The organism is Luedemannella helvata (genome assembly GCF_039528415.1).
Lineage (GTDB): Bacteria > Actinomycetota > Actinomycetes > Mycobacteriales > Micromonosporaceae > Luedemannella > Luedemannella helvata.
Window position 1 is genome coordinate 45,787 of sequence record NZ_BAAALS010000007.1, and the last position, 23,570, is coordinate 69,356.

The following is a 23,570-nucleotide window of genomic DNA, read 5'->3' on the forward strand; positions in this document are numbered from 1 at the left end:
ACGGCGATGACAACGATCGAGGCACCCCCGCAGACGCTGGCACCCCGCATCGTGGTGCTCGACCCGGCCGACGGGACGGTCGTCACCGACCGGCCCGCGGCGACGGACGCGGAGATCGCGTCAGCGGTCGCGACCGCGCGTGGCGCCGCCCCCGCGTGGGCGGGCACCGCCGCCGCCGAGCGGGGCGCCCGCGTGCGCGAGGCCGCCGACCTGGTCGCCGCGCGGGCCGAGGACCTGGCCCGGCTCGTGACCCGCGAGATGGGCAAGCCGCTCGGCGACGCGCGCGGCGGTGTCGAGGCGGCCGTGGGGACGCTGCGCCAGTACGCGGAGCTGGGGCCGGTGCACCGGGGCCGGTCGCTGGCCGGCGGGCCGGACGCGACCGACCTCATGGTGTACGAGCCGCGCGGCGTCGTCGCGGCCATCACGCCGTGGAACGATCCCGTGGCCGTCGCGTGTGGACTGATCGGCGCCGCGCTGGTCACCGGCAACACCGTGGTGCACAAGCCGTCCGAGCGCACCCCGGGTACGGGCGCGCTGCTCGGCGAGATCCTCGCGGGCGCGCTGCCGCCGGGCGTACTCACCACGGTGTGCGGCGGCGCGGACGCCGGCGCCGCGCTCGTGGCGCAACCACTCGACCTGATCGCGCATGTCGGTTCGACGGCCACCGGCCGGGCGATCGCGCGCGCCGCCGCCGGCACGGGCGCGAAGGTGCTGCTGGAGAACGGCGGCAGCGATCCGCTCGTGGTCGACGAGACCGTGGACCCGGCGTGGGCGGCGGAGCAGGCGGCGCTGGGCGCGTTCGCGAACGCGGGGCAGATCTGCGTGGCGGTCGAGCGCGTGTACGTGGTGCGCGAGGTGGCCTACGACTTCCTGTCGGCGCTGGTCGAGCGGGCGCAAGCGCTGCGCATGGGGCCGGGGAGCGACCCGTCGACACAGCTCGGGGCGCTCGTGGACCGGCGGCTGCGCGACGAGGTGCACCGGCAGGTGTCGGCGGCCGTGGCCGACGGCGCGCGGGCGCTGTGCGGCGCGCGGGTGCCGGACGGGCCGGGCGCGTTCTACCCGGCGACCGTGCTCGCGGGCTGCACGGACGACATGGCGGTCGTGCGCGAGGAGACGTTCGGACCGGTCGCGCCCGTGGTCACGGTCGGTTCGTTCGACGAGGCGCTGACGCGGGCGGCGCGTTCGCCGTACGGCCTGGCCGCCACCGTGCTCACCATGGACATGGACCGGGCCCGCCGGGCGTGGCGCGAACTCCCCGTCGGGACCGTGAAGATCAACGCGGTGTTCGGGGGTGCGCCGGGCGGTGCCGCGCACCCGCGCCGCGGCAGCGGCCAGGGCTACGGGTACGGGCCTGAGCTGCTCGACGAGATGACGGCGACGAAGGCGGTGCACGTGGGGGTGGGCCGTGGACGCTGAACAGATCACCGTGGTGGTGGTCACCCGCGACCGGTGCGCGCGGCTGCGGCAGTGCCTGGCCCGGCTGCTCGCGCTGCCGGAGCGGCCGGCGGTCGTCGTGGTGGACAACGGTTCGACCGACAACACGGCCGCGATGGTGCGGCTGCGCTTCCCGTCCGTGGAACTGGTGGCGCTGCCCGCCAACCGGGGCGCGGTGGCGCGCAACATCGGCGTGCTGCGGGCGCGTACGCCGGTCGTGGCGTTCGCGGACGACGACTCGGCGTGGGAGCCGGGCGCGTTGTCCCGCGCGGCGGCGCTGATGGCGGCGCACCCCCGCCTGGGGCTCATCGCGGCCCGGACGCTCGTCGGCCCGCAGCGGCGGCTCGACGACGTGTCCCAGGTCATGGCGGGCTCGCCGCTGGGCCGCGCCCCGGACCTGCCGGGGCCGTCCGTCCTCGGATTTCTCGCCTGTGCCACGGTCGTCCGTCGGGACGCGTTCCTCCAGGCCGGCGGCTTCGATCCGGTCGTGTTCTTCATGGGCGAGGAGGAGCGGGTCGCCTACGACCTGGCCCGGCGCGGCTGGGGCCTCGCGTACTGCGCCGAGGTGGTGGCGCTGCACGACCCGGGCCGGCCGCCGGACCCGGCGCGGGCGGCGCTGGCCGCCCGCAACAAGGTGCTGACGTCGTGGATGCGGCGGCCGTGGGCCGTGGCGCTCGCGGAGACGTCGAGCTTTGTGGCGTTGGCGGTGCGCAGCGGGCCGCACCGGCGGGCCGCGTTGTCGCTCGCGCGCCGGTTGCCGGGCGCGCTGATCCGCCGGCTGCCGCCGGCGCCCCTTGTCGAGGCCCAGTTGCGCGCGCTCGCGCGTCCGCCGGTCGCCGCCCCGGCCTTCGCGGCCCGCGCGCCGGCCGCTCGATGATCTACATCGGTACGTCGGGCTGGCAGTACCGGTCGTGGCGCGGCCGGTTCTACCCGGGCGACCTGCCCGTACGGCTGTGGTTGGACCACTACGCGGCGCGGTTTTCCACCGTGGAGGTCAACAACGCGTTCTACCGGCTGCCCGACCGGCGGGTGTTCGAGGCGTGGCGCGAGCACACGCCCGCCGACCTGGTCGTGGCGGTGAAGATGAGCCGGTACCTGACCCACATCAAGCGGCTGCGGGAGCCGGCCGAGCCGGTCGAGCGGTTCTTCTCCCGGGCCTGCGCGCTCGGGCCGAAACTGGGGCCGGTGCTGCTGCAACTGCCGCCGAACCTGCGGGTCGCGGCCCTGGAGGATCTCTCGACGGTGCTCGCGCTGTGCCCGCGTGACGTGCGGGTCGCGGTCGAACCCCGGCATGTCTCGTGGTGGTGTCCGGCGGCCGAGGAGGTGCTGCGGGGGCACGGGGCGGCGCTGTGCTGGGCCGACCGGGGCAGCCGCCCGGTCACGCCGCTGTGGCGCACGGCCGGGTTCGGGTACCTGCGGATGCACGCCGGACGGGCGTCACCCGCGCCCCGGTACGGCCGGACGGCGCTCGCCTCGTGGCTGGATCGCCTGGTCAGAGCGTACGATGTGGGTGTTTCTGATGTTTTTGTGTATTTCAACAATGACCACGAGGCGGCCGCGATCGCCGACGCCGTGGCACTCGCCGGGCTGGCCCGCCGGCGCGGGCTGCCGGTCGCCAGGGTCCCCAGTGGACGGTCGGCGGGGTTGGCCGGCACGCCAGCTGGGTAGAGGCACCTCATGTCACACCTACCGGTGAACCACCCCCTGCGCCCGCTGTACCGGCTACTCGCCGCGCTCTGCGGGCTCTACGTGCTGCTCTTCGGGATCATCGCGTTCACGCAGACGGCCGGTCTCGACACGTTCGCGCAGGACGGCCTGCCCTGGGTCCTCGGCCTGAAGGCCAACCGCGCCTTCGCGCTGCTGTCCATCGTGGCCGGCATCGTCCTCGTCGGCGCGGCGGTCATCGGACGGAACGTGGCGCACTACGTCCACCTCGCCGGCGCGGTCGTCTTCCTGGTCGCCGGCATGGCGATGATGACCCTGCTGCGTACGGACCTGAACTTCCTCGGCTTCACGATGTCGACCTGCATCATGTCGTTCGTGATCGGCCTGCTGCTCGGCCTCGCCGGCCTCTACGGCCAGGTGGGCACCCGCGAGCAGCGCGACCGCGAGGAGGCGTTCCGCCACGGCGCGGGCCCGGACCCGGAAAGCCACGTCCTCGGCGCGGAGAACGTCCCCCGCTCCCAAGAAGCCTGACCCCCATAACGGCTCGAGGTTATGGATTCAACGAGTCGCTATACCGGCCAATGAATCCATAACCTCGCCGTGTCTGCCGCCGGCGACCGCGGGGTTGTGAGGAGGGTTCGGGTTTGGCGACGGGACCTCGCGTGACCAGCCCCAACATGCCGGTGAGGGCCTAAAATGAAGGCCTGGCGGATCGAGCGCCACGCGGGCCCTGGCCGGCCCATCACCGATCTCTCCCTACGCACCGGAGTGACCGGCGACGGCCGGGAATCCGCTGGTAATCGCGCCAGAGGCGTTTAGCGCATCAGCCCCGGGGGGAGGCTGTGCGGGTGCGGAGGAGGCAGACGGATGAATAGACCGGCGCTGCATACCCACCTCATCGACGGCGTCATGCTCGTGGTCGCCGAGGGGGATCTCGACCTGGCCGCCTCGTCGACGGTCCGGACGGCGCTGCGCGAGAGCCTGCACTCGGCTCCCTGCGGGGTGGTTCTCGACCTGACCGACGTCACCCTGATCGACGCGGCGGTGCTCGGCATCCTCGCGGCCGCCCTCGGCAACGCCGAGGAACAGGGCACGAGCGTGCGCGTGGTGGGCGCGACCGGCACCGTCCTGGACGTGCTCGAGATTGTGGGCCTGGCCAAGCGGCTCAAGGCGTACGCGCCGCGCGACGAGGCACCACCGCGCCCGTCGCGCGCCTGCTGCACCCTGCACGCGCGCTCGCCGCGCGAGGTCATGCACGACGTGATCGAGGCGGGCCTGGACTCCCTGGCCGTGTCGAACGAGACGATCGGTCAGCTGCTGGTCGAGGCCGCGAGCCTGCCGGAGGGCGACGCCCGGCGCGGGCCGCTGCGGGAGCAGGCCATCGAGCTGGCGCTGCCGGCGGCCCACCAGATGGCGAGCCGCTACCGCAACCGGGGCGAGAACGAGGACGACCTGCGGCAGGTGGCCGCGCTCGGCCTGCTCAAGGCCATCGACGGTTGGGACCCGGCGCGGGGACACGGCTTCAGCGACTACGCCATCCCGACCGTGCTGGGCGAGCTGCGCCGGCACTTCCGCGACCGGGGGTGGGCCATGCGGGTCCCCCGCCGGCTCAAGGAGGTCCTGCTGGAGACGCGGCGGGTCAACGACCAGCTCACCCAGGAACTCGGCCGTTCACCGGAACCCTCCGACCTCGCCAACACCCTGGGGCTGCCCACCGAGTCGGTGGAGGCGGCGCTGGAGGCCGCGCAGAGCTACCGGCCCCGGTCGCTGTCCGTGCCCGTCGGCGACGGTTCCGCCGAGCTTGGCGACCTGGTGGGCGCGCCCGACCCGGGCTTCGAGCAGGTCGACAACTGGAACTCGATCACCGATGTGATCGCGGCGCTGCCGGAACGGACGCAGCGGATCCTCGCCCTGCGCTTCACCCGGGACCTTTCCCAGGCGCAGATCGCGGCGGAGGTCGGCCTGTCGCAAATGCACGTGTCCCGGATCCTGAACCAGACCCTCGCGACGCTGCGCGCCGCGATCATGGCGACCGACTAGGCGGCGGCCACCGGGCGGTAGCGCACGATGGCCCAGGTGCTCTTGCCGCGCGTGGTGGCGTACGAACCCCAGGAGGACGAGAATCCCTCCACGATCATGAGGCCCCGGCCGCCGGGGCTGAACGGGGTGGCCGGCCCGACGAGCTTCGCCAGTTGATCATCCTCGTCGAGGACCGCCACGTGGATGAAGCTCTCAAAACGGCGCAGGACAAGCTGGTAGGGGGTTCCCGCGTGCCGGACGGCGTTGCTGGCCAGCTCGGTCACGATGACCTCGATCCGCTGGGTGACGGCCTCGGGGACCTGCCACCGTCCACACGCCCACCCGGCGAACTGTCGCGCACGGGGCACCGACTCGCCCCGGGCGGCGAACGACTCGGCGAACCGCGCGCCGAACGCCTGCCGGCTGCGCACGATCCGCACCGCGTCGCTGAAGTCGGCGGAGATGGTCACACCGCGGTCCACCCCGAGAGCTGCCATCCGGCCACGCATCATCGGGTCCGCGCCGCACAGCACGAGCGAGACACCCGGCTCGGTGGCCGCGCGCTTGGCGACCGCGGGAAACAGCGTGAGACACATGTCGTCCACGAGTCGCACCCGGGCCAGGTCGATGACGATGCCGTGCGGGACCTCCGCCAGCGCCTTGTAAAGCAGGGTGCGCAGCGTCGCCGTACCGGTCAGATCGAGCAGGCCCTCCGGACGGATCGCGACGATGTCCCCACTGCTGCCGTCAACCTCGCAGGTCAGCTGCCCAGACACCGCAACCACGTCCCTTCGGGGGCACAGCCAATGCACAAGACTATTCGCCTCATGTGCCCTCCGTACACCTCCGCACCTGGCTATACCCCATCGGGTCACGATCTAACGCACCGGAGCACGAGCCGCTCAACGCCCAGCCCGGTGCGTTTCGCGGGAGGACGCCGGGGTAGCACTAGCGGCCCTGGACCCGTACTAAGGGGTAAGTGATGAGCATTCCGGCCGAGGGCGACATCGTCGACGTGCTGCGGCACCAGCACGAGGAACTCAAGCAGACCATGACCGAGGTGGAGACCTCCACCGGCCTCGCGCGGGCAGAGGCGTTCGGCCGCGTCATCGCGCTGCTGGAGACCCACGAGAGGAGCGAGCAGCGGGTGGTCCACCCGACGACCCGCGAGACGCCCGGCGGCGCAGAGATCGCGGAGGAGCGGGTTGCCGAGGAGGAGGAGGCCGACGAGGTGCTGGCCGAGCTGCGCGAGCTGGGCACGGACGACCCGGACTTCCCCGCCCGGTTCACGGTCTTCCGCGAGTCCGTCATCGAACACGCGCAGCACGAAGAGGATGAGGAGTTCCCCGTGCTCCGCGCCACGCTGCCCGCCGACCAGTTGCTCGGCATGGCGGACGAGCTGCGCGCGGTGCAGGCGCGCACCTGATCACCGGGGTACGGGCATGAGGCGTACGGTCTCGCCGCCCAACCGCAGCCCGTTCGTCGCCGTGCCGATAAAGGTGACGCTCGGCTCCATGCCGCCGGCTACCCAGCGCGGTGGCGGACAAACGGCCGCCGGCCGTATGAAACGCGCCGGGGCGGGTATCACGGTGGCATGACCCTCGACGTACCCCGCCAGGTCGCGCGGGATATCAAGGCTCGCTACGCCGGCACGGCCCGCCGCCCGCTCGGTGGTTATCTGGCGGTCATGGCCGGCTACACCGCGGCCGTCGGCGCGGCGGCGGGCGTCGCCCGGCTGACCGGCCGACGCCTGCCGGACCGCGTGTCGGCCGGCGACGTGGCGCTGCTGTCCGCTGCGACGTTCCGCATCTCGCGGCTGATCACGAAGGACACGATCACCAGCCCGCTACGCGCGCCGTTCACCCGGTTCCAGGAATCGGCCGGCGAGGGCGAGGTGAACGAGCAACCGCGCGGGCACGGCGCCCAGCACGCCGCGGGCGAGCTGTTCGCCTGCCCGTTCTGCGCGTCGGTGTGGACGGTGACCGGACTGACCGCCGGCCTGGTGTTCGCGCCGCGGCTGACCCGTTGGGTCGCGGCGGCGGCTACCGCCACCGCCGCGTCCGACTTCCTTCAGCTGGCCTACGCCCGCGCCCGTCACGCCGCGAACCACCCCGGCGACACTTAGGGCTTCAGCAGCACCTTCACCACGCCGTCCCGCTTCTCCTGGAAGCTCTCGTACGCCTGTGGCGCCTTGTCGAGGGGCACCCGGTGGGTGGCGAAGTCGTCCACGCCGAGCGGGTCGTCGTCCGTGAGCAGCGGCAGGATCTCGTCGACCCACCGGCGCACGTTCGCCTGGCCCATGCGCACCTGGACCTGCTTGTCGAACAGGGTCATCATCGGCATCGGGTCGGCCATGCCGCCGTAGACGCCGATGATCGAGACGGTGCCGCCCCGGCGGACCAGGTCGATCGCGGTGTGCAGGGCGGCCAGCCGGTCCACGCCCGCGCGCTCCATCAGCCAGCGGGACACCGCGTCGGGCATGACTCCCGCCATCGTCTGGGCGAACTTCGCGGCGGGCGACCCGTGCGCCTCCATGCCGACCGCGTCGATCACCGCGTCGGGCCCGCGACCGCCCGTGAGTTCGCGTACCGCGTCGGCCAGGTCGTCGCCGGCCGCGTTCAGGTCGATCGTGTCGATGCCCCGGGCCTTGGCCCGGGCGAGGCGCTCCGGCACCAGGTCGACGCCGATGACCGTGCCGGCGCCCTGGTGGCGCGCCACCCGGGCCGACATGTCCCCGATCGGGCCGAGGCCCAGCACCACCACGCTGCCCCCGGGCGGGATGTCGGCGTACCGGACCGCCTGCCACGCCGTGGGCAGCACGTCCGAGAGGTACACGTACCGGTCGTCGGGCGGGCCCTCGGGCACCACGATCGGGCCGTACTGGGCCTGCGGCACCCGCAGGTACTCGGCCTGACCGCCGGGCACCTGCCCGTACAGCTTGGTGTAGCCGAACAGCGCGGCGCCGTAGCCCTGGTCGCGGACCTGGGTGGTCTCGCACTGGCTCTGCAGGCCCTGCCCGCACATCCAGCACGTACCGCAGGAGATGTTGAACGGCACGACGACCCGGTCGCCGACCTTCAGCTTGCCCGCCTGCGGGCCGACCTCGACCACGGTGCCCATCGGCTCGTGGCCGAGGATGTCGCCCTTGTCGAGGAAGGGCGCCATCACCTCGTAGAGGTGCAGGTCCGAGCCGCAGATGCCGCTCGACGTCACCTTGATGATGGCGTCGTTCGGCTGCTCGATCTTCGGATCGTCGACGGTGTCGACGCGGACGTCACGCTTGGCGTGCCAGACCAGGGCTTTCATGTCGCTCCCCTCGCTTTTCCGCGATGTCCGCGAGACGCCGCAACGTCTCGCGGTTGCGGCCGTGCAACAACAGGTCATTGATCTTGGTGCGCACCCAGAGCAGCGGCCCGCGACTCGTGTCCTCGCGCAGCGTCACCCGGGTCCTGCCGGCGCCGTCCGGCGTGAGCGTGAACGTCGCCGTCATCTCGCCGAACGGCCGCAGCTTGGGCCGCAGCACCAGCCGGCGCGGCGGCTCGCTGCGCAGCACGACCGTCTCGTCGTGCAGCGACACCGGCCACGGCCCCACCTTGTGATGGATGCGGGCGCCCACCCCCGGGAAGTCGGGGTCCACGTCGCGGATGTGCGTCGTGCCCACCACCCAGTCGGCGTACGTCCAGCCGTCCGCGAGGATCCCGAAGACCTTCTCGGGCGGCGCGGAGATGACTCGTTGTGTGACCGCCATGACCCGCTCCCCTACTGTGCTCGGCGATAGATGGCGCGGTGGGCGGCGTTCACGGCCGCCCGGTAGACCCGGCCCGCGGCCGCGCCGTCGCGGGCCAGCGCGGCGCGGGCGGCGTTCGCCCCCGGCGCGCCATGCACGCCGCCGCCGGGATGGGCGGAGGCGCTGGCCAGAAAGAGCCGGTCCACGGGGGTGTCGGCCCGGCCGAGGCCGGGCACGGGCCGGAAGAACAGCTGCTGGTACGGCGCGGACGTGCCCCCGCCCAGCGCGCCGCCGACGAGGCTCGGGTTCTTGGCCTCCAGGTCGGCGGGGCCGAAGACGTGGCGGGCGCGCACCAGTCGCCTGAAGCCGGGCGCGGCATCCTCGAACACCGCCTCGACGCGCTCGGCCTGCTCGGCGATCTCCTCCTCGGCCCAGTGGGACCGGCGCGGCAGGTGCGTGTACGCCCACAACGTCTCCGTACCGGCCGGCGACCGGGCCGGGTCGGCGGTCGTCATCTGCCCCGCTATGACGAACGGCTCGGCGGGCACGTCTCCGCAGGCCAGCGTCGCGGCGTACCGGGACAGCCCGTTCAGGTCGGCGCCCAGGTGCACCGCGCCCGCGCCGGCGAGCGCCGGGTTCTTCCACGGCACCGGGCCCGACAGCGCCCAGTCGATCTTCACGGTGGCCCCGTCCCAGCGGAACCTGGCGACATCCTCGACGAGCCGGGCCGGCAGCGCCCGCCGGTCGACCAGGTCGTGGAACAACGCGGGCGCGGGCACGTCGGCGAGCACCGCGCGCCGGGCCAGCACCCGCTGGCCGCCGGCCGTCGCCACGCCCCGGGCGCGCCCGCCGGCCACGGCCACCCGGGCCGCCGGCGCGCGGTACTCCACCCGCCCACCCCGCGCGGCCAGCCGGTCCACCAGTGCGGCCGTCAGGGCGCCCGCGCCCCCGGCCGGCACCGGAAAGCCGTACTGCTGCCCCACCATGCCGAGCAGCCACCCGTACAGGCCGCTGCCGGCCTCGTCGGGGGACAGGTCGGTGTGCATGGCGCTGCCGGCCAGCAGCAGCGTCGCGCCTTCGCCGGCGAAGCGTTCCTGGCCGAGCCGCCGTACCGGCAGCACGCCCAGGCGGGCCAGCCGCAGCCCGCCCGCGACGCGCGCCCGCCGCAGCAGGCCAAAGCCCCCGCGCACCGGCGGGAACGGGCGCATGATGGCCTCGATCAACCGGTCGCCGATCGCGAGCCAGTCCTGGTAGAGGGCCAGCCAGGCGTCGGCGTCGGCGCCCGCGAAGTCCGCCACCGAGGCGGCCGTACGCTGCGGATCCAGGTTCAGCACGGCGGCGCGCCCGTCGGGGTGCAGATGCGCCAACACGTCCGGGGCATGGCGCCAGGCCAGCCCGTACTCGAAGAGGTTGAGATCCTCCAGCGGCCCGGGGAGCGTCGCGAACGGATAGAACGCGCTGCACAGATCGCTCAGGTAACCCGGCACGGTGATCTCGGCGGAGGCGACCGCCCCGCCCGGCGCGGCGGTCGCCTCCAGCACGATGACGTCCCAACCCGCGTCAGCGAGCAGGTTCGCGGCTACCAGGCCGTTGTGCCCCGCGCCGATCACCACCGCGTCGCACGTCGTGGTCGTCATACGGCCCGCTCTTCCCCGCGAGCGGGGCGGCAAACCTACGCTTCGGCGCTGGACAGGGAGAGGGGGTCCGCGGGCGCGTTCGGCTTGGCGGCCGCCATGTCCTCGCCGAGTGCCTGGAGTGCGGTGCGGCCCATGGCCTTACGCACCTCGGGGAACCACTCCTCCTCTTCCTCCTTGACGTGGTGGCGCACGTTCTCCATGAGGACGGTCATCTTGGCGTCGTAACGCTCGTCGTCCGGCTCGGTGTGCTGCAGCTCGGACAGCATCCACGCGACCACGTGGTGCTCCTCGACGCTCTCCAGGACGTGCTCCTCCGTCTGCGGCACCGCTTCGCGCGCCTTGGGATAGAAGATCGTCTCCTCGATGTGCGCGTGCGTCGTGAGCAGCCGGATGCACTCGTCAACGATCTTCTTCTTCGCCGCCGGCGTCGCGCCGTCCTTGTGCGCCTTCTCGAACAGCTTGAACTGCTTCTCGACCTCTTTGTGGTCTTCCTTGAGCAACACGATGGCATCCATGCGCGCGATATGCCCCCGCCTTGCCTGGTTCAAACGCCCTCAGCAGCGCAGACGCGGCGGCAGGCCGGCCGTCGTGGCGGGTCGGTCAACGTAGGTCGCGAGGAAACGGAGGAACCTGTGGACGTCGGCGAACGTGGAGACGATCCCCAACGACACCCGGACCGCCCCGCCGGTCGGCAGGCCGATCCTCGCCAGGTAGTCGTCGATGGTGCGCGCGCCCCACGTGTGCGCCCCGTCGAGCGCGGTCGGCGTGATGCCGAAGCCGCCCTCGCCCGCGCCCGGATTGCAGAAGCAGCCCGTACGCAGGGAGAACCCGGCCGCGGCGGACTCGGCGGCGACGAGCCGCTCATCGACGATCACCCCGGCCGGGTCGAACAGGTTGAACGCCACCGTGGCCCCGCGCCCGGCCGTGTCGGTCGGCCCGTACACGCGGGCCATGGGCCGGCCGTTCGTGTGGGACAGGGCGGCCAGTTCCCCGAGGAACCAGTCGGTCAGGCAGCGCACCCGCTCGTTGATCGCGTCGACGCCGACGTGGTCGATCCAGTCGATGCCGACCTCCACGTCGGGGATGCTGAGGAAGTTCAGCGTGCCGTCCTCGAACGCGGTCTCGTCGTCCATCATCTCGTGCCAGTCGGCGTGCACGCTGACGGCGCGGATGGTGCCGCCCGCGAACCAGGGACGCCGCAGGCGCGCCAGCGCCTCGCGCCGCGCCACGAGGCACCCGATCCCGGTCGGATAGCCGAACACCTTGTACCAGCTGATCGCCACGAAGTCCGGCCGCACCACGGCGAGGTCGAGCCGGTTCGTCGGCAGGTACGCCGCCGCGTCGAGCAGCACGTCGTAGCCGCGCGCGTGGGCCACCTCGACCCACTCCAGCGGGTGGCGCACCCCGGTGAAGTTGCTCTGCCCCGGGTAGGCGAACAGGCCGCCGCCTCCCTCGGCCAGGGCCGCGCTCAGCTCACCCTCGTCGACCCGCAACGACGGCAACGACAACGGCACATACCGGGTACGCGCGCCGCGCGAGCGCGCGTACTCCCGCATGCCGTTGACGGAGTTGTGATTGTCGAAGGTCAGCAGGAGTTCCCGGTCGGGCCCGAACGGGTAGGCCTCGCCGACGAGCCGGCACGCCCCGGTGGCGTTCGGCGTGAACACGACCGCGTACTCGTCCGGCGACGCGTTCAGGAACCGCAGCACCGCGAGCCGGGCCGACTCGACGAGCCGGTTGGACCGTTCCGACGTGGGGTTCTCCGAGTGCGGGTTGCCGAAACACGCCCCGCCCAGCCGCGTCACGTGCGCGTCGAGCTGGGCCTTCGCCGCCAGCCCGGACCCGGTGTAGTCGAGGTACACGTGGTCGCCCAGGTACGGGTACTGCTCGGCGCGGAGTCGGTCGAGCGCCGCCGCGTCCCCATAGGACGGATGGCGGGCCAGGAACGCGGCCTCGGCGCTCATCGGCGGCGCGGGGCGCAGCGGCGGGCCAGGACGAGCACGGTCGCGGCGAAGAAGAACGCCACGAACCCGGCCAGGATCGTCCAGTTCTGCCACACCGGTCGGGCGAAGCTGTCGCCGTAGCTGGCCAGCAGGGGCGGCCCGAGCGGCGACCCGCCGTCGCGCCACAGCCGCTCGATCCCGGCGCTGTGCCCGAGCGCCTCGAACGCCCACCGGTTGGACATGCCGTAGCTGAACCAGCGCCCCACGTCCGCCATCACGGGTACGGGCAGGATGGCGCCGACGAACAGCACCTGCGGGAAGCACACGACCGGCAGCATCAGGGTGGCCTGCGAGGGGTCGGTGACGGCCGCCGAGCAGAGCAGGCCGAGGCCCAGGGCAGCGGCCGAGGTCAGCACGAGGGTCAGGTAGAGAGCCCCGAGGTCGGCGGCCGGCAGGGCGGGCAGCCGGCGCAACAGGCGCAGCACCCCGAGCAGCGCCGCGTCCACGGCCGCCAGCAGCGGCAGCAGCACGGTCACCTTCGCCAGCACGTACGGTCCGAGCCGCAGCCCGGACAGCCGCTCCCGGCGCAGGATGGGCAGCTCGGACACGACCGCCAGCAACCCGTACGTGACGCCGAAGAAGAACCCGCCGAACGCGATCCAGAACAGGATCATCGCGGTCGTGGACGGGTCGGGCGCCGCGAAGGCGAACGCGTCCGCGCGGAACAGCATGACGAACATGGCGAGGATGATCACGGGCGACCCGAGCAGGATCGCCAGGGTGAGCTTGTTGCGCCGCAGGATGTCGAACGTCCGCGCGGTCAGCACCCACCACTGCCGCACCGCCCCCGGCGCGCTACCCCCCGACGCTCTGTCCCCCGACGGTCCGTGCTCCGGCGGCGCCGGCCGGGTCGCGTGGTCCGGGGACACCGGCTCCCCCACCGTGGGCGCCGGCTCCCCCGTGGGCGCGGGCTCCCCCGTGGGCGCGGGCTCCCCGACCGTGAGGGCCGGCTCGACCCGGTCGTCCGCGAGGCGTTCGTAGATCTGCCAGACGTGCTCGACGCCGAAGTGGCGCAGCGCGTCCTCGGGCCGGCCGGCGAAGGCGAGGCGCCCGTCCGGGGCCAGCACCGCCACCCGGTCGCACAGCTCGACGTCGGCGGGACTGTGCGTGGTGAGCACCACGGTCGTACCGTCGTCGGCGAGCTGCCGCAGCAGCCGCAGGAGACCGGCCCCGGTCGCCGGGTCGAGCCCGGACGTCGGCTCGTCGAGGAACAGCGCCCTCGGCCGGGTGAGCAACTCGACCGCGATGCTGACCCGCTTGCGCTCCCCGCCGCTGAGCAACCCGACCCGCTGCTCCGCCCGGTCGCCGAGGTTGAGCGACGCGACGACCTCCTCGGCCCGCCGCCGGGCCACGGCGTCCGGCGTCCCGGCGGGCAACCGCAGCCGCGCCGCGTACTCCACGGTCCGCACGACCGGCAGCTCCCGGTGGATGATGTCGTCCTGCGGCACGTACCCGACCTGGTCGAGCACCCCCACCCGCTCCGCGCCGTCGACAAGCACCCGCCCGCTGGCCGGCGCCCGTACCCCCGCGAGCACCTCCAGCAGCGTCGTCTTGCCGGCCCCACTGCCGCCGATAATGGCAACGACCTCGCCGGGCTCCACGGCTAGCGAGACATCGACGACGGTCTGGCGCCCACCGTGGACCGTCTGGCCCACAACGATCGCCTCGATCCGTACGCCCGAGCGCGTCTTCTCCCCCTGCACACCCAAGCCTCCACAGTAGCCAGACGACTACCGCGAGTCGAGCGTGGTCTATTTCACCGCCAAGGCGGGCTCAGCGCGCTCAGGTCGGTCACCACCCGCAGCGCGCCGGTCGCCGGGTCGTACAGGTCGAACGATGCGATGTACCCCACGGAGTACCTCCGGCGCTCCGTCGAGAAGTGGGTGAGCAGCAGGCCTTGGGGCAGCACCTGACGCAGCAACCAGTACTCACGATGGTCCTTTGACCGGATCGATGGAGGAAGCTTGATCCGCTCGCGGACACGCTGCGCCGCGAGATCGATAACGAGCACGTCACCCGACTCGGCGGGACCGGGGCCAGCGGCCCTGGTCGTCAGAAGCTGCAGGTACAGCAGCCCGTCCTGGGTGAAGGTGAAGACTCCGCCGGGACCAGCTCCGAGGTTGCTGTCCTGCCCCCATTGGTTGGCAAGGTCGCTCAACTCTCTGGGGGTCAACGAGTCCCTCAGGTCCACGCCGAACTCCCGGCCCGGCTTGCCCGTAAGCCGATCCACCACGAGGATCCGGACTGCCTGATCCAAGGTGTTTCTGGTCAGCGCAATGTCGCCATCGGCGGTGACTCCCATGAACCGGTAGCCGCGCAACGACCGGAGGTTCAGGTACCTCGGCGGGCCGGTCAGCTCCTGTGTATCAATGATCGCGACCAGTCCGGGCTGCTCACTGCGCTCAGCGTCCTTAACCCGGTCGACCGCCAACCACCGGCTGTCCGCCGACCAGGTGATCGATTTCCCGGCCATCGTGAAGGATCGCCCCGACGAGAGGTCGTACAGCACCGTATAGCCGGCCCAGCTCGTATCCCCTCGGCTCCCGACCAGCCACCGCCCGTCGGGCGACAACCTGTACTCGTAACTTGCGTCAACCCGGTAATGGCTGCCATCCGTGGTTGCCAGATAGGCATTCAGGTTGGAAGTCGCATCCGGATCGGCCGAGTACCGGTAGACGCGTACGCCACGGCCCACACCCTCGCCGGTGGGGAGCTTCTGGGCCGCCGGCTGGGGCGCGATCGACGCCGGAAGGTCGAGGGTGTCGGAGGTGGGCGACGGCACAGGGGTCCCGGGCGGGCTGCTGGTGGCAAAGCGCCCGGGCAGCGCGTAGATGCCGCCGGCCGCCAGAACGGCGAGCGCTACGGCGGTCGCTGCGAGCCGACGACCCGTACGGCGCTTGCGCGCGGCGGCCAGCGCGGCTGCGCGCACGTCGTACACGTGCGCTTGCTCGGCGTACTCGCTCAGTAGGTTTTTGAGCTGCGCGGTCATGCTCTTACCTCCCCCGGCTCGCGCGCGAAATCGGCCAATTCCGGCGCCACCACGCGGAGGCGGGACAGCGCCTGGTGAGTCTGGGACTTCACGGTGCCGAGCGAGCAGCCAAGTGCCTCGGCGGTCGCGGCCTCACTCAGGTCCTCGTAGAAGCGCAGGACGAGGACCGCCCGCTGCTTCGGGGTCAGCCGGGCCAATGCCCGGCCGATCACAACCCGGCGGATAACGGCCGATGGCCAGTCCTCCGGTGCCGGCTCCTCGACCACGGCCTCAACCGGTCGCTCGTGGTAGCGGCGTCGGCGGCGCCACGACGTCAGCTCGTTCACCATGATCCGCCGCGCGTACGCCTCAGGAGCCGCGTCGCGGAGTCGCCTCCAGCGGTCGGCCACCCGCGACAGGGCGACCTGGAGCAGGTCCTGTGCCAGGTGATGGTCGCCGGTAAGCAGGAACGCGGTGCGCGACAGTGCGGCACTGCGCGCGGCGACGAACTCGTCGAAACCGTCGTACGGGTCCACGGACACCTCCCTCGACACCTGAAACGCAATGGCGATGTCCGAAGGTTGGGGCGACCCGATGGTCCGGCCGCCACCTACCTGCCTCCTCAACACGGCAGCCGCCCCCTCGCCGTCAAGCGAATCTAACGCAACGTAACGCACTCGCCGTGAAGGGCCGCGCCACCCCAGCCCTTTGCTCTGCTTACATATAGGCATCAGTAACGATGAGTAACGGGTGCCGATCTTGGCCGCCCGAGAGCCCCGCTGCTCAGCGACCGCTTCCTCTGAGTAAGCAGAGCAAAGGACGGCGAGAAGGGTGGGGACCCGTCGGTATTACGAGCACGCCCAGTTACCGTCACCCAGCGTGGTCGGACGCCTGCTGCAGAGCGGCCAATGATCCTTTAATGTGGCGCGGTGGTCACCCCCAGTCCGACGCAGCGCACCCTGACCCCGGCGGACATCGAGTCGCTCACCCGCGCGTCCTTCGGCGACGGGATGCGCGTCGTCGATTGCGGTCCGCTGTCCGGCGGCGGGTTCGCGGCGGTGTGGTGGGTACGCCTCGGCGACGGACGTACGGTCGTCCTCAAGACGTCGCCGCCCACGCACGTAAAACTGCTGCGGTACGAGCGCGACCTGCTTGGCGCCGAGGCGCGCTACTACCGGCTGGTCGCGGAGCGGGCCCCGCACCTCAAGGTGCCACGGGTGCTCGCCCACGACCGCGACCCGGCCGTGCTGGACGGCGACTGGCTGTTCATGACCATGCTGCCCGGGCAGCCGCTCGCCCATCATGCCGAGGCGGCGGGGCGGATGGGCCACGAGGCGTTCGACGGCGACGGCCCCGCGCACGAGGAGTTCGGCACGATGGTCGCCGAGCTGCACCGGATCACGGGCAGCCGGTTCGGGTACGACGGCGGCCGTACGTCGGCCGCCACCTGGCCTGAGGCGTTCGCTGGACTCGTCGACGACCTGCTGGCCGATGCCGTCGACTGGGATATCAACCTGCCCGCGCCGCCCGACGACTTCAGGGCGGCCGTGCGCCGGCACACGGAGGTGCTCGCACAGGTGGTCCGGCCAGCGCTGGTGCAGCTCGACTGCTGGAACGGCAACGTGCTCGCCGCGCCGGACGACAGCGGCACGCTGCGCCTCACCGGCGTGGTGGACGGCGAGCGTTACCTATGGGGCGACCCGCTCTTCGACTTCGTTTCGCCGGCCATCTTCCGGCATATCGAGGACGAGCCGGACAATCCGTTCGTACGCGGGTACGGTCCGTTCGTGTTCGACGACAGCGCGCGGCTGCGGCTCGGCCTCTACCGGATGCACCTGTACCTGCTCATGAACGTAGAGCTGCCCAGCCGGGGCGTCACCCGCGACGACAACCCAGGTCAGTATGACTACTACGCAGAGGTCCTGAGCGGAGAGCTCGGGCGGCTACGAGCGTAGGTAGGTGAGCACGGCGAGCACGCGGCGGTGCTGCTCGTCGTCGCGGGGCAGGTCGAGCTTCGTGAAGATGTTCGTCACGTGCTTCTCGACCGCGCCCTCGGTGACGACCAGCTCGCGGGCGATCGCCGTGTTGGACCGGCCCTGCGCCATGAGGGAGAGCACCTCCCGCTCGCGGGCGGTCAGCGCGGCGAGCGGGTCGCGGTCGCGGCGGCGGACGAACAGCTGCGACACGACCTCGGGATCGAGCACGGTGGCCCCGGCGGACACCCGCTGGAGCGTGTCGAGGAAATCCGCGACGTCGGCGACCCGGTCCTTGAGCAGGTAGCCGATGGCGCCGGCGCGGTCGGCCAGCAGGTCGTCGGCGTAGGACAGCTCGACGTACTGGGACAGCACCACGATCGGGCAGCCGGGGCGCTTGCCGCGCACCTCGACGGCGGCCCGCAGGCCCTCGTCGGTGAAGCTGGGCGGCATCCGGACGTCCACGATCGCCACATCAGGTTCGTGGGCGACGACCGCCGCCACCAGGGCGGGACCGTCGCCCACGACCTCGACGACGTCGTGACCGTTCTCGGTCAGCAGCCGGACGAGGCCCTCCCGGAGGAGGACCGCGTCATCGGCGATTACGACCCGGAGGCTCCGTTGCGCAGGCACGGAACAACAGCGTAGATGGTCGTCGGACCACCCGTGGGGCTGGCCACGTTGAGCTCTCCGCCGGCCGAGTGCACCCGGTCGGCCAGGCCGGCCAGACCGCTGCCCTTCGCCGGGTGGGCGCCACCCACCCCGTCATCCATGATGGTGATCTCCATCCGATCGCCGACCACGTTCAGCGTGACCCGGCAGCTGTTGGCCTGGCTGTGCTTGGCGACGTTCGTCAGCGACTCGGCGATCACAAAGTACGCGGTCTGCTCGGTGGCCGGGTCGAGGCGCGGCAGGTCCGGAATAGCCAGGGACACCGGGATGGTGCTGCGGCCGGCCAGGGCGGTCACCGCGGCGGTCAGCCCACGGTCCGTCAGGATCGGCGGTGCGATCCCCCGGCCCAGCGCCCGCAGTTCGTCGAGGGCTTCGCGGGTCTGGTCGAGCGCCTCGGCCATGGTGCGGCGGGCCGCCTCCGGGTCGTTGTCGAGCTGCTGCTGCGCCCGGCCCAGGTCCACGGCCAGCCGGACCAGCCGCTGCTGGGGCCCGTCGTGGATGTCACGCTCCAGCCGGCGCAGCGCCGTGGCCTCCGCCGACACGGCCGCCGCCTTCTGGGCGCGGGCCGTGGTGGACACCTCGGTCAGCTCGTCGACCTGCGCCCGCAGCCGGGCCACGCTGTTGAGCAGCGCCTGCGCCAGGCCGGTCTCCATGAGCGTCACCAGCCGCAGGACGAACGGCAGCGTGATCGCGAACGCCACGCCCATAGCGACATAGAAGAGGAGAAGCGTGCTGTACGCGTCGCCCAGGCCGATAAGTTCCGGCAGGTCCTTGCTGTCCTCACCGCGCGGGATGGCCCACAGCCACAGCGGGCCGGTCAGGCCCCCCAGCGCCCCGGCCCACCAGGTAACGGCGATCACGAAGCTGAGGATCGAGAACGGCAACCGGATGATGGCGTGGGCGATGTCGAGCCACGCCTGCGCGTCGGAGAGCGGGGTCAGCAGCTTGCGCCACACGCCCGCGTCCGGCTGCACCTTCTTGTAGATGCCGGCGATCACCGGCTGGTTGAGCACCGGCGCGATGCGCAGCCGCTCGAGCTGGGCGAAACCCCGCGCGATGAACAGCGTGCCGACGAGGATGGGCAGGCCGACCCAGACCACCAGGGTGCCGAGGCCGAGCGCGATCCCGGTGATCACCATCACGAACGCGGCGATCGCGATGGGGAAGCCCGCGATCGCGTACGCGGTGTCCACGCCGAGGTTGCGCAGTATCCGCCGGGACGGCTTCGCCGGCGGTGCGGCGGGGAGTTCAACAGTCATCGTCGTCATGCCCTCGACGGTATGGATCAAACGCGGTCGCACCCATCCTGCCGGCTGGCCTCTCCGGGGTGGGGTTATCCCCCGGCCCCGCCCCGAACGCCGCGTCGCTACCGTGTGCGCATGGTCGAAGCGGTGACGAACTGGGCGGGCAACGTGACGTTCGGGGCGCGCCGCGTGCTGCGCCCGGAGTCCGTGGACGAGCTGCGGCGCCTGGTCGCCGCCGGCACCCGGCTGCGGGTGCTCGGCAGCGGGCACTCGTTCAACCCGATCGCCGACACCGACGGCGACCTGATCTCGCTGGACGCCCTGCCGCCGGTCGTCGCCATCGACCACGAACGCGCCACGGTCACCGTCTCGGGCGGGGTCCGGTACGGCAAGCTGGCGCTGCGCCTGCACGAGTCCGGGTACGCCCTGCCCAACCTGGCCTCGCTGCCGCACATCAGCGTGGCCGGCGCGGTCGCCACGGCCACCCATGGTTCCGGCGTCGACAACCGGGGACTCGCCTCGGCCGTGTCCGCGCTGTCCCTCGTCCGCGCGTCGGGCGACGTGGAGGTCGTGGCGCGCGGCGGCGAGACGTTCGAGGGCTCGGTCGTGTCGCTCGGCGCCCTGGGCGTGGTCGCCGACCTCACCCTCGACCTGGTGCCCGCGTTCGACGTGGCCCAGGTGGTCTACGACGACCTGCCGGGCGACGTGCTCGCCGCGAACGTCGACGAGATCCTGGCCAGCGCGTACTCCGTGAGTCTGTTCACGGACTGGAGCGGCGCGCCGGAGGCCGCGCCGCCGCGCGTCAACCAGGTGTGGCGCAAGTTCCGGGTGACCGACGGGGTGACCGCGCCGCGGCGCTGGTTCGGGGCCGTACGCGCCGATGGGCCGCGCCACCCGCTCGCTGGCATGCCCGCGCGCAACTGCACCGAGCAGGACGGCGTGCCCGGTCCCTGGTACGCGCGGCTGCCCCATTTCCGGCTCGAGTTCACCCCGAGCGCGGGCGACGAACTGCAGTCGGAGTATTTCGTGGCGCGCGCCGACGCGGTCGCCGCGCTGTCCGCCGTGGGCGCCGTCCGCGACGCGGTCGCCCAGGCGCTGCAGATCAGTGAGATCCGTACGGTCGCCGCCGACGAGGCGTGGCTGAGTCCCGCGTACCGGCGTGACTGCGTCGCGCTGCACTTCACCTGGGTCGGCGACGAGGCCCGGGTGCGCCCGGCGATCGACGCCCTGGAGGCGGCGCTGTCCCCGCTGCGGGCCCGGCCGCACTGGGGCAAGCTGTTCCACCGCGACCCGCGCGGCGACTACCCGCGGCTGGCGGACGCGGCGGAGCTGGCCAGGACGGTGGACCCGGACGGGGTGTTCCGGAACACCTTTATCGACTCGTTTCTCTGAGCAGCTTTTATCACGCAGGCGACTGCGAATCTATCGATGGAAGCGGTAAGTTTCACCGCCCCGTAGGCCGGATCGCTGGGCCCACACGGTTCCCGGCTGTCCTGGGTGCCTTGACCTTGGCGGGCGCAGATCGAAGAACGTACGGTTCGCCAGAACGCTCCCGCGCGTCTCACCTGCCCCTCAGAAGGGAAAGCACGTGTCCCGTTACATGCGCAACCGACGGCCCCTGGCAGTCGTCGCGGCAACCGCCGCGACCGCCATGGTCGCCGCGGGCGTCTGGATCGCCAACGGCACCGCGTCCGCCGGCGTGCTGTCCGGCACGCTCTACAGAGACCCCGACTCGGCCGTCGTGAAGTGGGTCGCCGCCAACGGTGGCGACTCCCGCGTCGGCGTGATCCGCGACCGGATCGCGAGCCAGCCGTCCTTCCGCTGGGTCGCCAACTACAACCCGTCCACCATCCAGGCGGAGACCTCCGCCTACATCAACGCCGCGAACTCGGCCGGCCAGGTGCCTCAGCTGTCGGTCTACATGATCCCCAACCGCGACTGCGGCGGCGCCAGCGCCGGTGGCGCGCCCGACTACGGGTCCTACCTGAGCTGGGTGCAGAACTTCTCGCGCGGCCTCGGCAGCCAGATGGTCATCATCGTCCTGGAGACCGACTCGATCGCGCTGCAGACCTGCCTCAGCTCGTCCGAGCTGTCCACCCGCAACAACGCCCTGTCGCAGGCGACGCAGACCATCAAGGCGGCCAACCGTAACGCCAAGGTCTACCTCGACGGCGGCCACTCGGCCTGGAACAGCGCGTCCGAGCAGGCCAACCGCCTGCGCAACGCCGGCATCCAGTACGCCGACGGCTTCTACACCAACGTGTCGAACTTCCAGCCGACCTCGTCCGAGGTGAGCTTCGGCAGCGGCATCATCAACGCGCTCAACGGCATGGGCATCTCCGGCAAGCGGCAGATCATCGACACGAGCCGCAACGGTGGCGCGGCCGGCGACTGGTGCGCGGACGACAACACCGACCGCCGCATCGGCCAGTACCCGACGCTGAACACGGGCAACGCCAACATCGACGGGTACCTGTGGGTGAAGCCCCCGGGTGAGGCCGACGGCTGCGCCTTCCAGGCCGGCAGCTTCCAGCCGAGCCTGGCCTACAGCCTGGCCTCGGGCGTGCAGAACCCGTCGTCGCAGGCCCCGGTCACCACGCGCGGCCCGGTCACCTCCGCGGTCGTCACGACGCGCGGCCCGGTGACCTCGGCCCCGGTCACCACCCGCGCCCCGGTCACCACGGGCAACCAGGGTGGCGGCGCCTGCACCGCCAGCTACACGACCATCAACTCGTGGGGCGGCGGCTACCAGGGCGAGATCACGGTCAAGGCCGGCTCGTCCTCGATCAACGGCTGGACCGTCACGATCAACGGCCAGACGATCACCCAGCTGTGGAACGGCCAGCTCAGCGGTAGCGGCCCGTACACGGTGAAGAACCTGTCGTGGAACGGTTCCCTGCCGGCCGGTGGTACCGCGGCCTTCGGGTACCTCGGCAACGGTTCGCCCGGCAGCCCGACGCTCACGTGCACCAGCCCGTGACGCGCTAGCTTCATCCCTCCTCACGAAGGGGGCCCGGCCACAAGCCGGGCCCCCTTTTTTGCGTCAACTTCAGTTGACGCTCGCCACCGCGTCAACTAAAGTTGACGCCATGAGTGAGGCAACCGAGCTGGCGGACGCCGCCGCCAGCCCCGACGCCCGCACCGGCCTGCGGGCCGTGGTGGCCCTGCGCCGCCTGGCGGACACCCTGGAACTCCTGCAGGTCAGCAACGCCCGCCGGCAGGGCTGGTCGTGGCAGGAGATCGCGGACGCGCTGGGCATCAGCAAGCAGGCCGTCCACAAGAAGTACGCCGGCCGCGCGCTGGCCACCGAGTCACGGGAGGATTGATGTTCGAACGGTTCACCACGTCGGCCCGCCTGGTCGTGCAGCAGGCCCGGGCCGAGGCCGCCGATCTGGGGCACCGCACCGCGGGCACCGAGCACCTGTTGCTGGCCCTGCTCCACCCGGACGCCGGCCGGACGGCCGCGCTGCTCCGCGAGGCCGGCGTCACCGCGCACGCGATCCGCGCCCGGCTGATCGAGCTGGACTACGCGCGGCCCGCCACGGACACCTACGCCGAGGACGCGCAGGCCCTGCGTGGCATCGGCATCGACCTGGACGCCGTGCGGTCGCGCATCGACGACACCTTCGGCCCCGGTACGTTCGACAGCGTGGACGCGGACGCGGACCCCGCGCCGACCAGGTCGCGGTGGGGCCGGCGGCGGCCGGGCGTGTTCAGCCCGCGCGGCAAGAAGGTGCTGGAGCTGTCGCTGCGCGAGGCGCTGCGACTCAAGCACCGCTACATCGGCACGGAGCACATCCTGCTGGGCCTCATCCGCGAGGGCGAAGGGCTCGGCGTCAAGTTGCTCGTGGACGCGGGCGTCGACCCGGCCGCGCTGCGCGATCGCGTGGTCGCGGTCGTCCCGCCGAAGGCGGCGTGACCGACCCGTGATCCTCATCGACCTGCCACGGTGGCCCGGCCGGGGACGCTCGGCCGGCCGCCTCTGGTCGCACCTGGTCAGCGACGTGTCGACGGCCGAGCTGCACCTGTTCGCGGAGATGCTGGGCGCCCCGCGGCGCGCCTTCGACCGCGACCATTACGACATCCCCGAGGAACGCTTCCCCACGGCGATCTGGCTGGGCGCCACCCTGGTCACGTCCCGCGACCTGGTGCGGAGCCTGCGCGCGGCCAACCTCCGCCGCCCCAAACACCTCGCGCCGCCACCACCCCGGTGACAAGGTGCGCACCT

General features: G+C 72.1%; 23 protein-coding genes and 2 pseudogenes. 14 read left to right on the plus strand and 11 right to left on the minus strand.

Annotated elements, in window-relative coordinates:
* The first annotated feature begins 6 nt into the window (after positions 1 to 6).
* The 5 genes from ABD191_RS09090 to ABD191_RS09110 all read left to right on the plus strand — a co-directional run bounded on the left by ABD191_RS09090 (position 7) and on the right by ABD191_RS09110 (position 5,139).
* Entirely contained in the window at positions 7 to 1,416 is a 1,410-nt protein-coding gene (locus ABD191_RS09090; RefSeq protein ID WP_344078899.1) for an aldehyde dehydrogenase family protein, read from the plus strand.
* Positions 1,406 to 2,311, plus strand: a complete 906-nt coding sequence (locus tag ABD191_RS09095) for a glycosyltransferase family 2 protein (RefSeq protein WP_344078901.1) — start codon at positions 1,406 to 1,408, stop codon at positions 2,309 to 2,311. The genes ABD191_RS09090 and ABD191_RS09095 overlap by 11 nt, the downstream gene beginning before the upstream one ends.
* Complete coding sequence (locus tag ABD191_RS09100) at positions 2,308 to 3,102, plus strand: DUF72 domain-containing protein (protein WP_344078903.1); 795 nt, start codon at positions 2,308 to 2,310, stop codon at positions 3,100 to 3,102. Before ABD191_RS09095 ends, ABD191_RS09100 begins: the two co-directional genes overlap by 4 nt.
* A 9-nt stretch (positions 3,103 to 3,111) precedes the next feature.
* On the plus strand, positions 3,112 to 3,630 hold the full coding sequence (locus ABD191_RS09105) for an MFS transporter (protein WP_344078905.1): 519 nt from the start codon (positions 3,112 to 3,114) through the stop codon (positions 3,628 to 3,630).
* Positions 3,631 to 3,966: 336 nt separating this feature from the next.
* A complete protein-coding gene (locus tag ABD191_RS09110; protein WP_344078907.1) occupies positions 3,967 to 5,139 on the plus strand; it encodes a SigB/SigF/SigG family RNA polymerase sigma factor in 1,173 nt (390 codons plus the stop codon).
* Here ABD191_RS09110 and ABD191_RS09115 read toward each other — a convergent pair.
* Positions 5,136 to 5,894, minus strand: a complete 759-nt coding sequence (locus tag ABD191_RS09115) for an ATP-binding protein (RefSeq protein WP_344078908.1) — start codon at positions 5,892 to 5,894, stop codon at positions 5,136 to 5,138. The genes ABD191_RS09110 and ABD191_RS09115 overlap by 4 nt on opposite strands.
* 206 nt (positions 5,895 to 6,100) lie before the next feature.
* Here ABD191_RS09115 and ABD191_RS09120 point away from each other — a divergent pair, with 206 nt between their 5' ends.
* Positions 6,101 to 6,544, plus strand: coding sequence for a hemerythrin domain-containing protein (locus tag ABD191_RS09120; protein ID WP_344078910.1), 444 nt, complete (start codon positions 6,101 to 6,103; stop codon positions 6,542 to 6,544).
* 168 nt (positions 6,545 to 6,712) lie between these two features.
* Complete coding sequence (locus ABD191_RS09125; RefSeq protein ID WP_344078912.1) at positions 6,713 to 7,243, plus strand: DUF1360 domain-containing protein; 531 nt, start codon at positions 6,713 to 6,715, stop codon at positions 7,241 to 7,243.
* On the opposite strand, the gene ABD191_RS09130 is transcribed toward ABD191_RS09125, so the two are convergent.
* Genes ABD191_RS09130 through ABD191_RS09165 form a run of 8 tightly spaced genes read right to left on the minus strand, consistent with a single transcriptional unit; the run spans position 7,240 to position 15,989 of the window.
* Positions 7,240 to 8,424, minus strand: a complete 1,185-nt coding sequence (locus ABD191_RS09130; protein WP_344078914.1) for a zinc-dependent alcohol dehydrogenase — start codon at positions 8,422 to 8,424, stop codon at positions 7,240 to 7,242. The two genes, ABD191_RS09125 and ABD191_RS09130, sit on opposite strands and share 4 nt — an antisense overlap.
* Positions 8,393 to 8,866 (minus strand): SRPBCC family protein, encoded by a 474-nt coding sequence (locus tag ABD191_RS09135; RefSeq protein WP_344078916.1) that lies wholly within the window; start codon positions 8,864 to 8,866, stop codon positions 8,393 to 8,395. Before ABD191_RS09135 ends, ABD191_RS09130 begins: the two co-directional genes overlap by 32 nt.
* An 11-nt stretch (positions 8,867 to 8,877) precedes the next feature.
* The gene (locus tag ABD191_RS09140; RefSeq protein WP_344078918.1) at positions 8,878 to 10,482 is read right to left on the minus strand and encodes a phytoene desaturase family protein; all 1,605 of its coding nucleotides are present in this window, start codon (positions 10,480 to 10,482) and stop codon (positions 8,878 to 8,880) included.
* Positions 10,483 to 10,517: 35 nt separating this feature from the next.
* Entirely contained in the window at positions 10,518 to 10,985 is a 468-nt protein-coding gene (locus tag ABD191_RS09145) for a hemerythrin domain-containing protein (protein WP_344078920.1), read from the minus strand.
* A gap of 51 nt (positions 10,986 to 11,036) precedes the next feature.
* On the minus strand, positions 11,037 to 12,446 hold the full coding sequence (locus tag ABD191_RS09150; RefSeq protein WP_344078922.1) for an aminotransferase class V-fold PLP-dependent enzyme: 1,410 nt from the start codon (positions 12,444 to 12,446) through the stop codon (positions 11,037 to 11,039).
* The gene (locus tag ABD191_RS09155; RefSeq protein ID WP_344079197.1) at positions 12,443 to 14,188 is read right to left on the minus strand and encodes an ABC transporter ATP-binding protein/permease; all 1,746 of its coding nucleotides are present in this window, start codon (positions 14,186 to 14,188) and stop codon (positions 12,443 to 12,445) included. The genes ABD191_RS09150 and ABD191_RS09155 overlap by 4 nt, the downstream gene beginning before the upstream one ends.
* Before the next feature lie 53 nt (positions 14,189 to 14,241).
* Complete coding sequence (locus ABD191_RS09160) at positions 14,242 to 15,474, minus strand: hypothetical protein (RefSeq protein WP_344078924.1); 1,233 nt, start codon at positions 15,472 to 15,474, stop codon at positions 14,242 to 14,244.
* Positions 15,471 to 15,989 (minus strand): SigE family RNA polymerase sigma factor, encoded by a 519-nt coding sequence (locus ABD191_RS09165; protein ID WP_344078926.1) that lies wholly within the window; start codon positions 15,987 to 15,989, stop codon positions 15,471 to 15,473. Before ABD191_RS09165 ends, ABD191_RS09160 begins: the two co-directional genes overlap by 4 nt.
* A 393-nt stretch (positions 15,990 to 16,382) precedes the next feature.
* Here ABD191_RS09165 and ABD191_RS09170 point away from each other — a divergent pair, with 393 nt between their 5' ends.
* A complete protein-coding gene (locus tag ABD191_RS09170) occupies positions 16,383 to 17,408 on the plus strand; it encodes a phosphotransferase family protein (protein ID WP_344078928.1) in 1,026 nt (341 codons plus the stop codon).
* Here the strand turns inward: ABD191_RS09170 and ABD191_RS09175 are convergent.
* Together ABD191_RS09175 and ABD191_RS09180 are read right to left on the minus strand one after the other, a co-directional pair.
* Positions 17,397 to 18,059 carry a response regulator gene (locus ABD191_RS09175; protein WP_344078930.1) on the minus strand — a complete coding sequence of 221 codons (663 nt, stop codon included), beginning with the start codon at positions 18,057 to 18,059 and terminating at the stop codon, positions 17,397 to 17,399. The genes ABD191_RS09170 and ABD191_RS09175 overlap by 12 nt on opposite strands.
* Positions 18,029 to 19,366, minus strand: coding sequence for a sensor histidine kinase (locus ABD191_RS09180; protein WP_425560689.1), 1,338 nt, complete (start codon positions 19,364 to 19,366; stop codon positions 18,029 to 18,031). Before ABD191_RS09180 ends, ABD191_RS09175 begins: the two co-directional genes overlap by 31 nt.
* A 111-nt stretch (positions 19,367 to 19,477) precedes the next feature.
* On the opposite strand from ABD191_RS09180, the gene ABD191_RS09185 reads away from it, so the two are divergent.
* The 6 genes and pseudogenes from ABD191_RS09185 to ABD191_RS09205 all read left to right on the plus strand — a co-directional run bounded on the left by ABD191_RS09185 (position 19,478) and on the right by ABD191_RS09205 (position 23,556).
* Positions 19,478 to 20,734: an FAD-binding protein gene (locus ABD191_RS09185; RefSeq protein ID WP_344078932.1), complete on the plus strand. Its 1,257-nt coding sequence runs from the start codon at positions 19,478 to 19,480 to the stop codon at positions 20,732 to 20,734.
* Between the two features lie 196 nt (positions 20,735 to 20,930).
* Positions 20,931 to 22,322 carry a glycoside hydrolase family 6 protein gene (locus ABD191_RS09190; RefSeq protein ID WP_344078934.1) on the plus strand — a complete coding sequence of 464 codons (1,392 nt, stop codon included), beginning with the start codon at positions 20,931 to 20,933 and terminating at the stop codon, positions 22,320 to 22,322.
* A 109-nt stretch (positions 22,323 to 22,431) separates the two neighbouring features.
* Positions 22,432 to 22,668: a helix-turn-helix domain-containing protein gene (locus ABD191_RS09195; protein WP_344078935.1), complete on the plus strand. Its 237-nt coding sequence runs from the start codon at positions 22,432 to 22,434 to the stop codon at positions 22,666 to 22,668.
* Positions 22,668 to 22,844 (plus strand): annotated as a pseudogene (locus ABD191_RS29220) (Clp protease N-terminal domain-containing protein); the annotation flags it as partial. The gene ABD191_RS09195 and the pseudogene ABD191_RS29220, both read left to right, overlap by 1 nt.
* A gap of 216 nt (positions 22,845 to 23,060) precedes the next feature.
* Positions 23,061 to 23,261 (plus strand): annotated as a pseudogene (locus ABD191_RS29225) (Clp protease N-terminal domain-containing protein); the annotation flags it as partial.
* 7 nt (positions 23,262 to 23,268) lie between these two features.
* Positions 23,269 to 23,556 carry a DUF4031 domain-containing protein gene (locus tag ABD191_RS09205; protein ID WP_344078939.1) on the plus strand — a complete coding sequence of 96 codons (288 nt, stop codon included), beginning with the start codon at positions 23,269 to 23,271 and terminating at the stop codon, positions 23,554 to 23,556.
* Positions 23,557 to 23,570: the final 14 nt, after the last annotated feature.

Coding starts and splice junctions, on each gene's coding strand:
- ABD191_RS09090 (WP_344078899.1), top strand. CDS start 7: ATGACAACGATCGAGGCACCCCCGCAGACGCTGGCACCCCGCATCGTG.
- ABD191_RS09100 (WP_344078903.1), top strand. CDS start 2,308: ATGATCTACATCGGTACGTCGGGCTGGCAGTACCGGTCGTGGCGCGGC.
- ABD191_RS09105 (WP_344078905.1), top strand. CDS start 3,112: ATGTCACACCTACCGGTGAACCACCCCCTGCGCCCGCTGTACCGGCTA.
- ABD191_RS09110 (WP_344078907.1), top strand. CDS start 3,967: ATGAATAGACCGGCGCTGCATACCCACCTCATCGACGGCGTCATGCTC.
- ABD191_RS09120 (WP_344078910.1), top strand. CDS start 6,101: ATGAGCATTCCGGCCGAGGGCGACATCGTCGACGTGCTGCGGCACCAG.
- ABD191_RS09125 (WP_344078912.1), top strand. CDS start 6,713: ATGACCCTCGACGTACCCCGCCAGGTCGCGCGGGATATCAAGGCTCGC.
- ABD191_RS09130 (WP_344078914.1), bottom strand. CDS start 8,424: ATGAAAGCCCTGGTCTGGCACGCCAAGCGTGACGTCCGCGTCGACACC.
- ABD191_RS09135 (WP_344078916.1), bottom strand. CDS start 8,866: ATGGCGGTCACACAACGAGTCATCTCCGCGCCGCCCGAGAAGGTCTTC.
- ABD191_RS09140 (WP_344078918.1), bottom strand. CDS start 10,482: ATGACGACCACGACGTGCGACGCGGTGGTGATCGGCGCGGGGCACAAC.
- ABD191_RS09150 (WP_344078922.1), bottom strand. CDS start 12,446: ATGAGCGCCGAGGCCGCGTTCCTGGCCCGCCATCCGTCCTATGGGGAC.
- ABD191_RS09160 (WP_344078924.1), bottom strand. CDS start 15,474: ATGACCGCGCAGCTCAAAAACCTACTGAGCGAGTACGCCGAGCAAGCG.
- ABD191_RS09180 (WP_425560689.1), bottom strand. CDS start 19,366: ATGACGACGATGACTGTTGAACTCCCCGCCGCACCGCCGGCGAAGCCG.
- ABD191_RS09185 (WP_344078932.1), top strand. CDS start 19,478: ATGGTCGAAGCGGTGACGAACTGGGCGGGCAACGTGACGTTCGGGGCG.
- ABD191_RS09195 (WP_344078935.1), top strand. CDS start 22,432: ATGAGTGAGGCAACCGAGCTGGCGGACGCCGCCGCCAGCCCCGACGCC.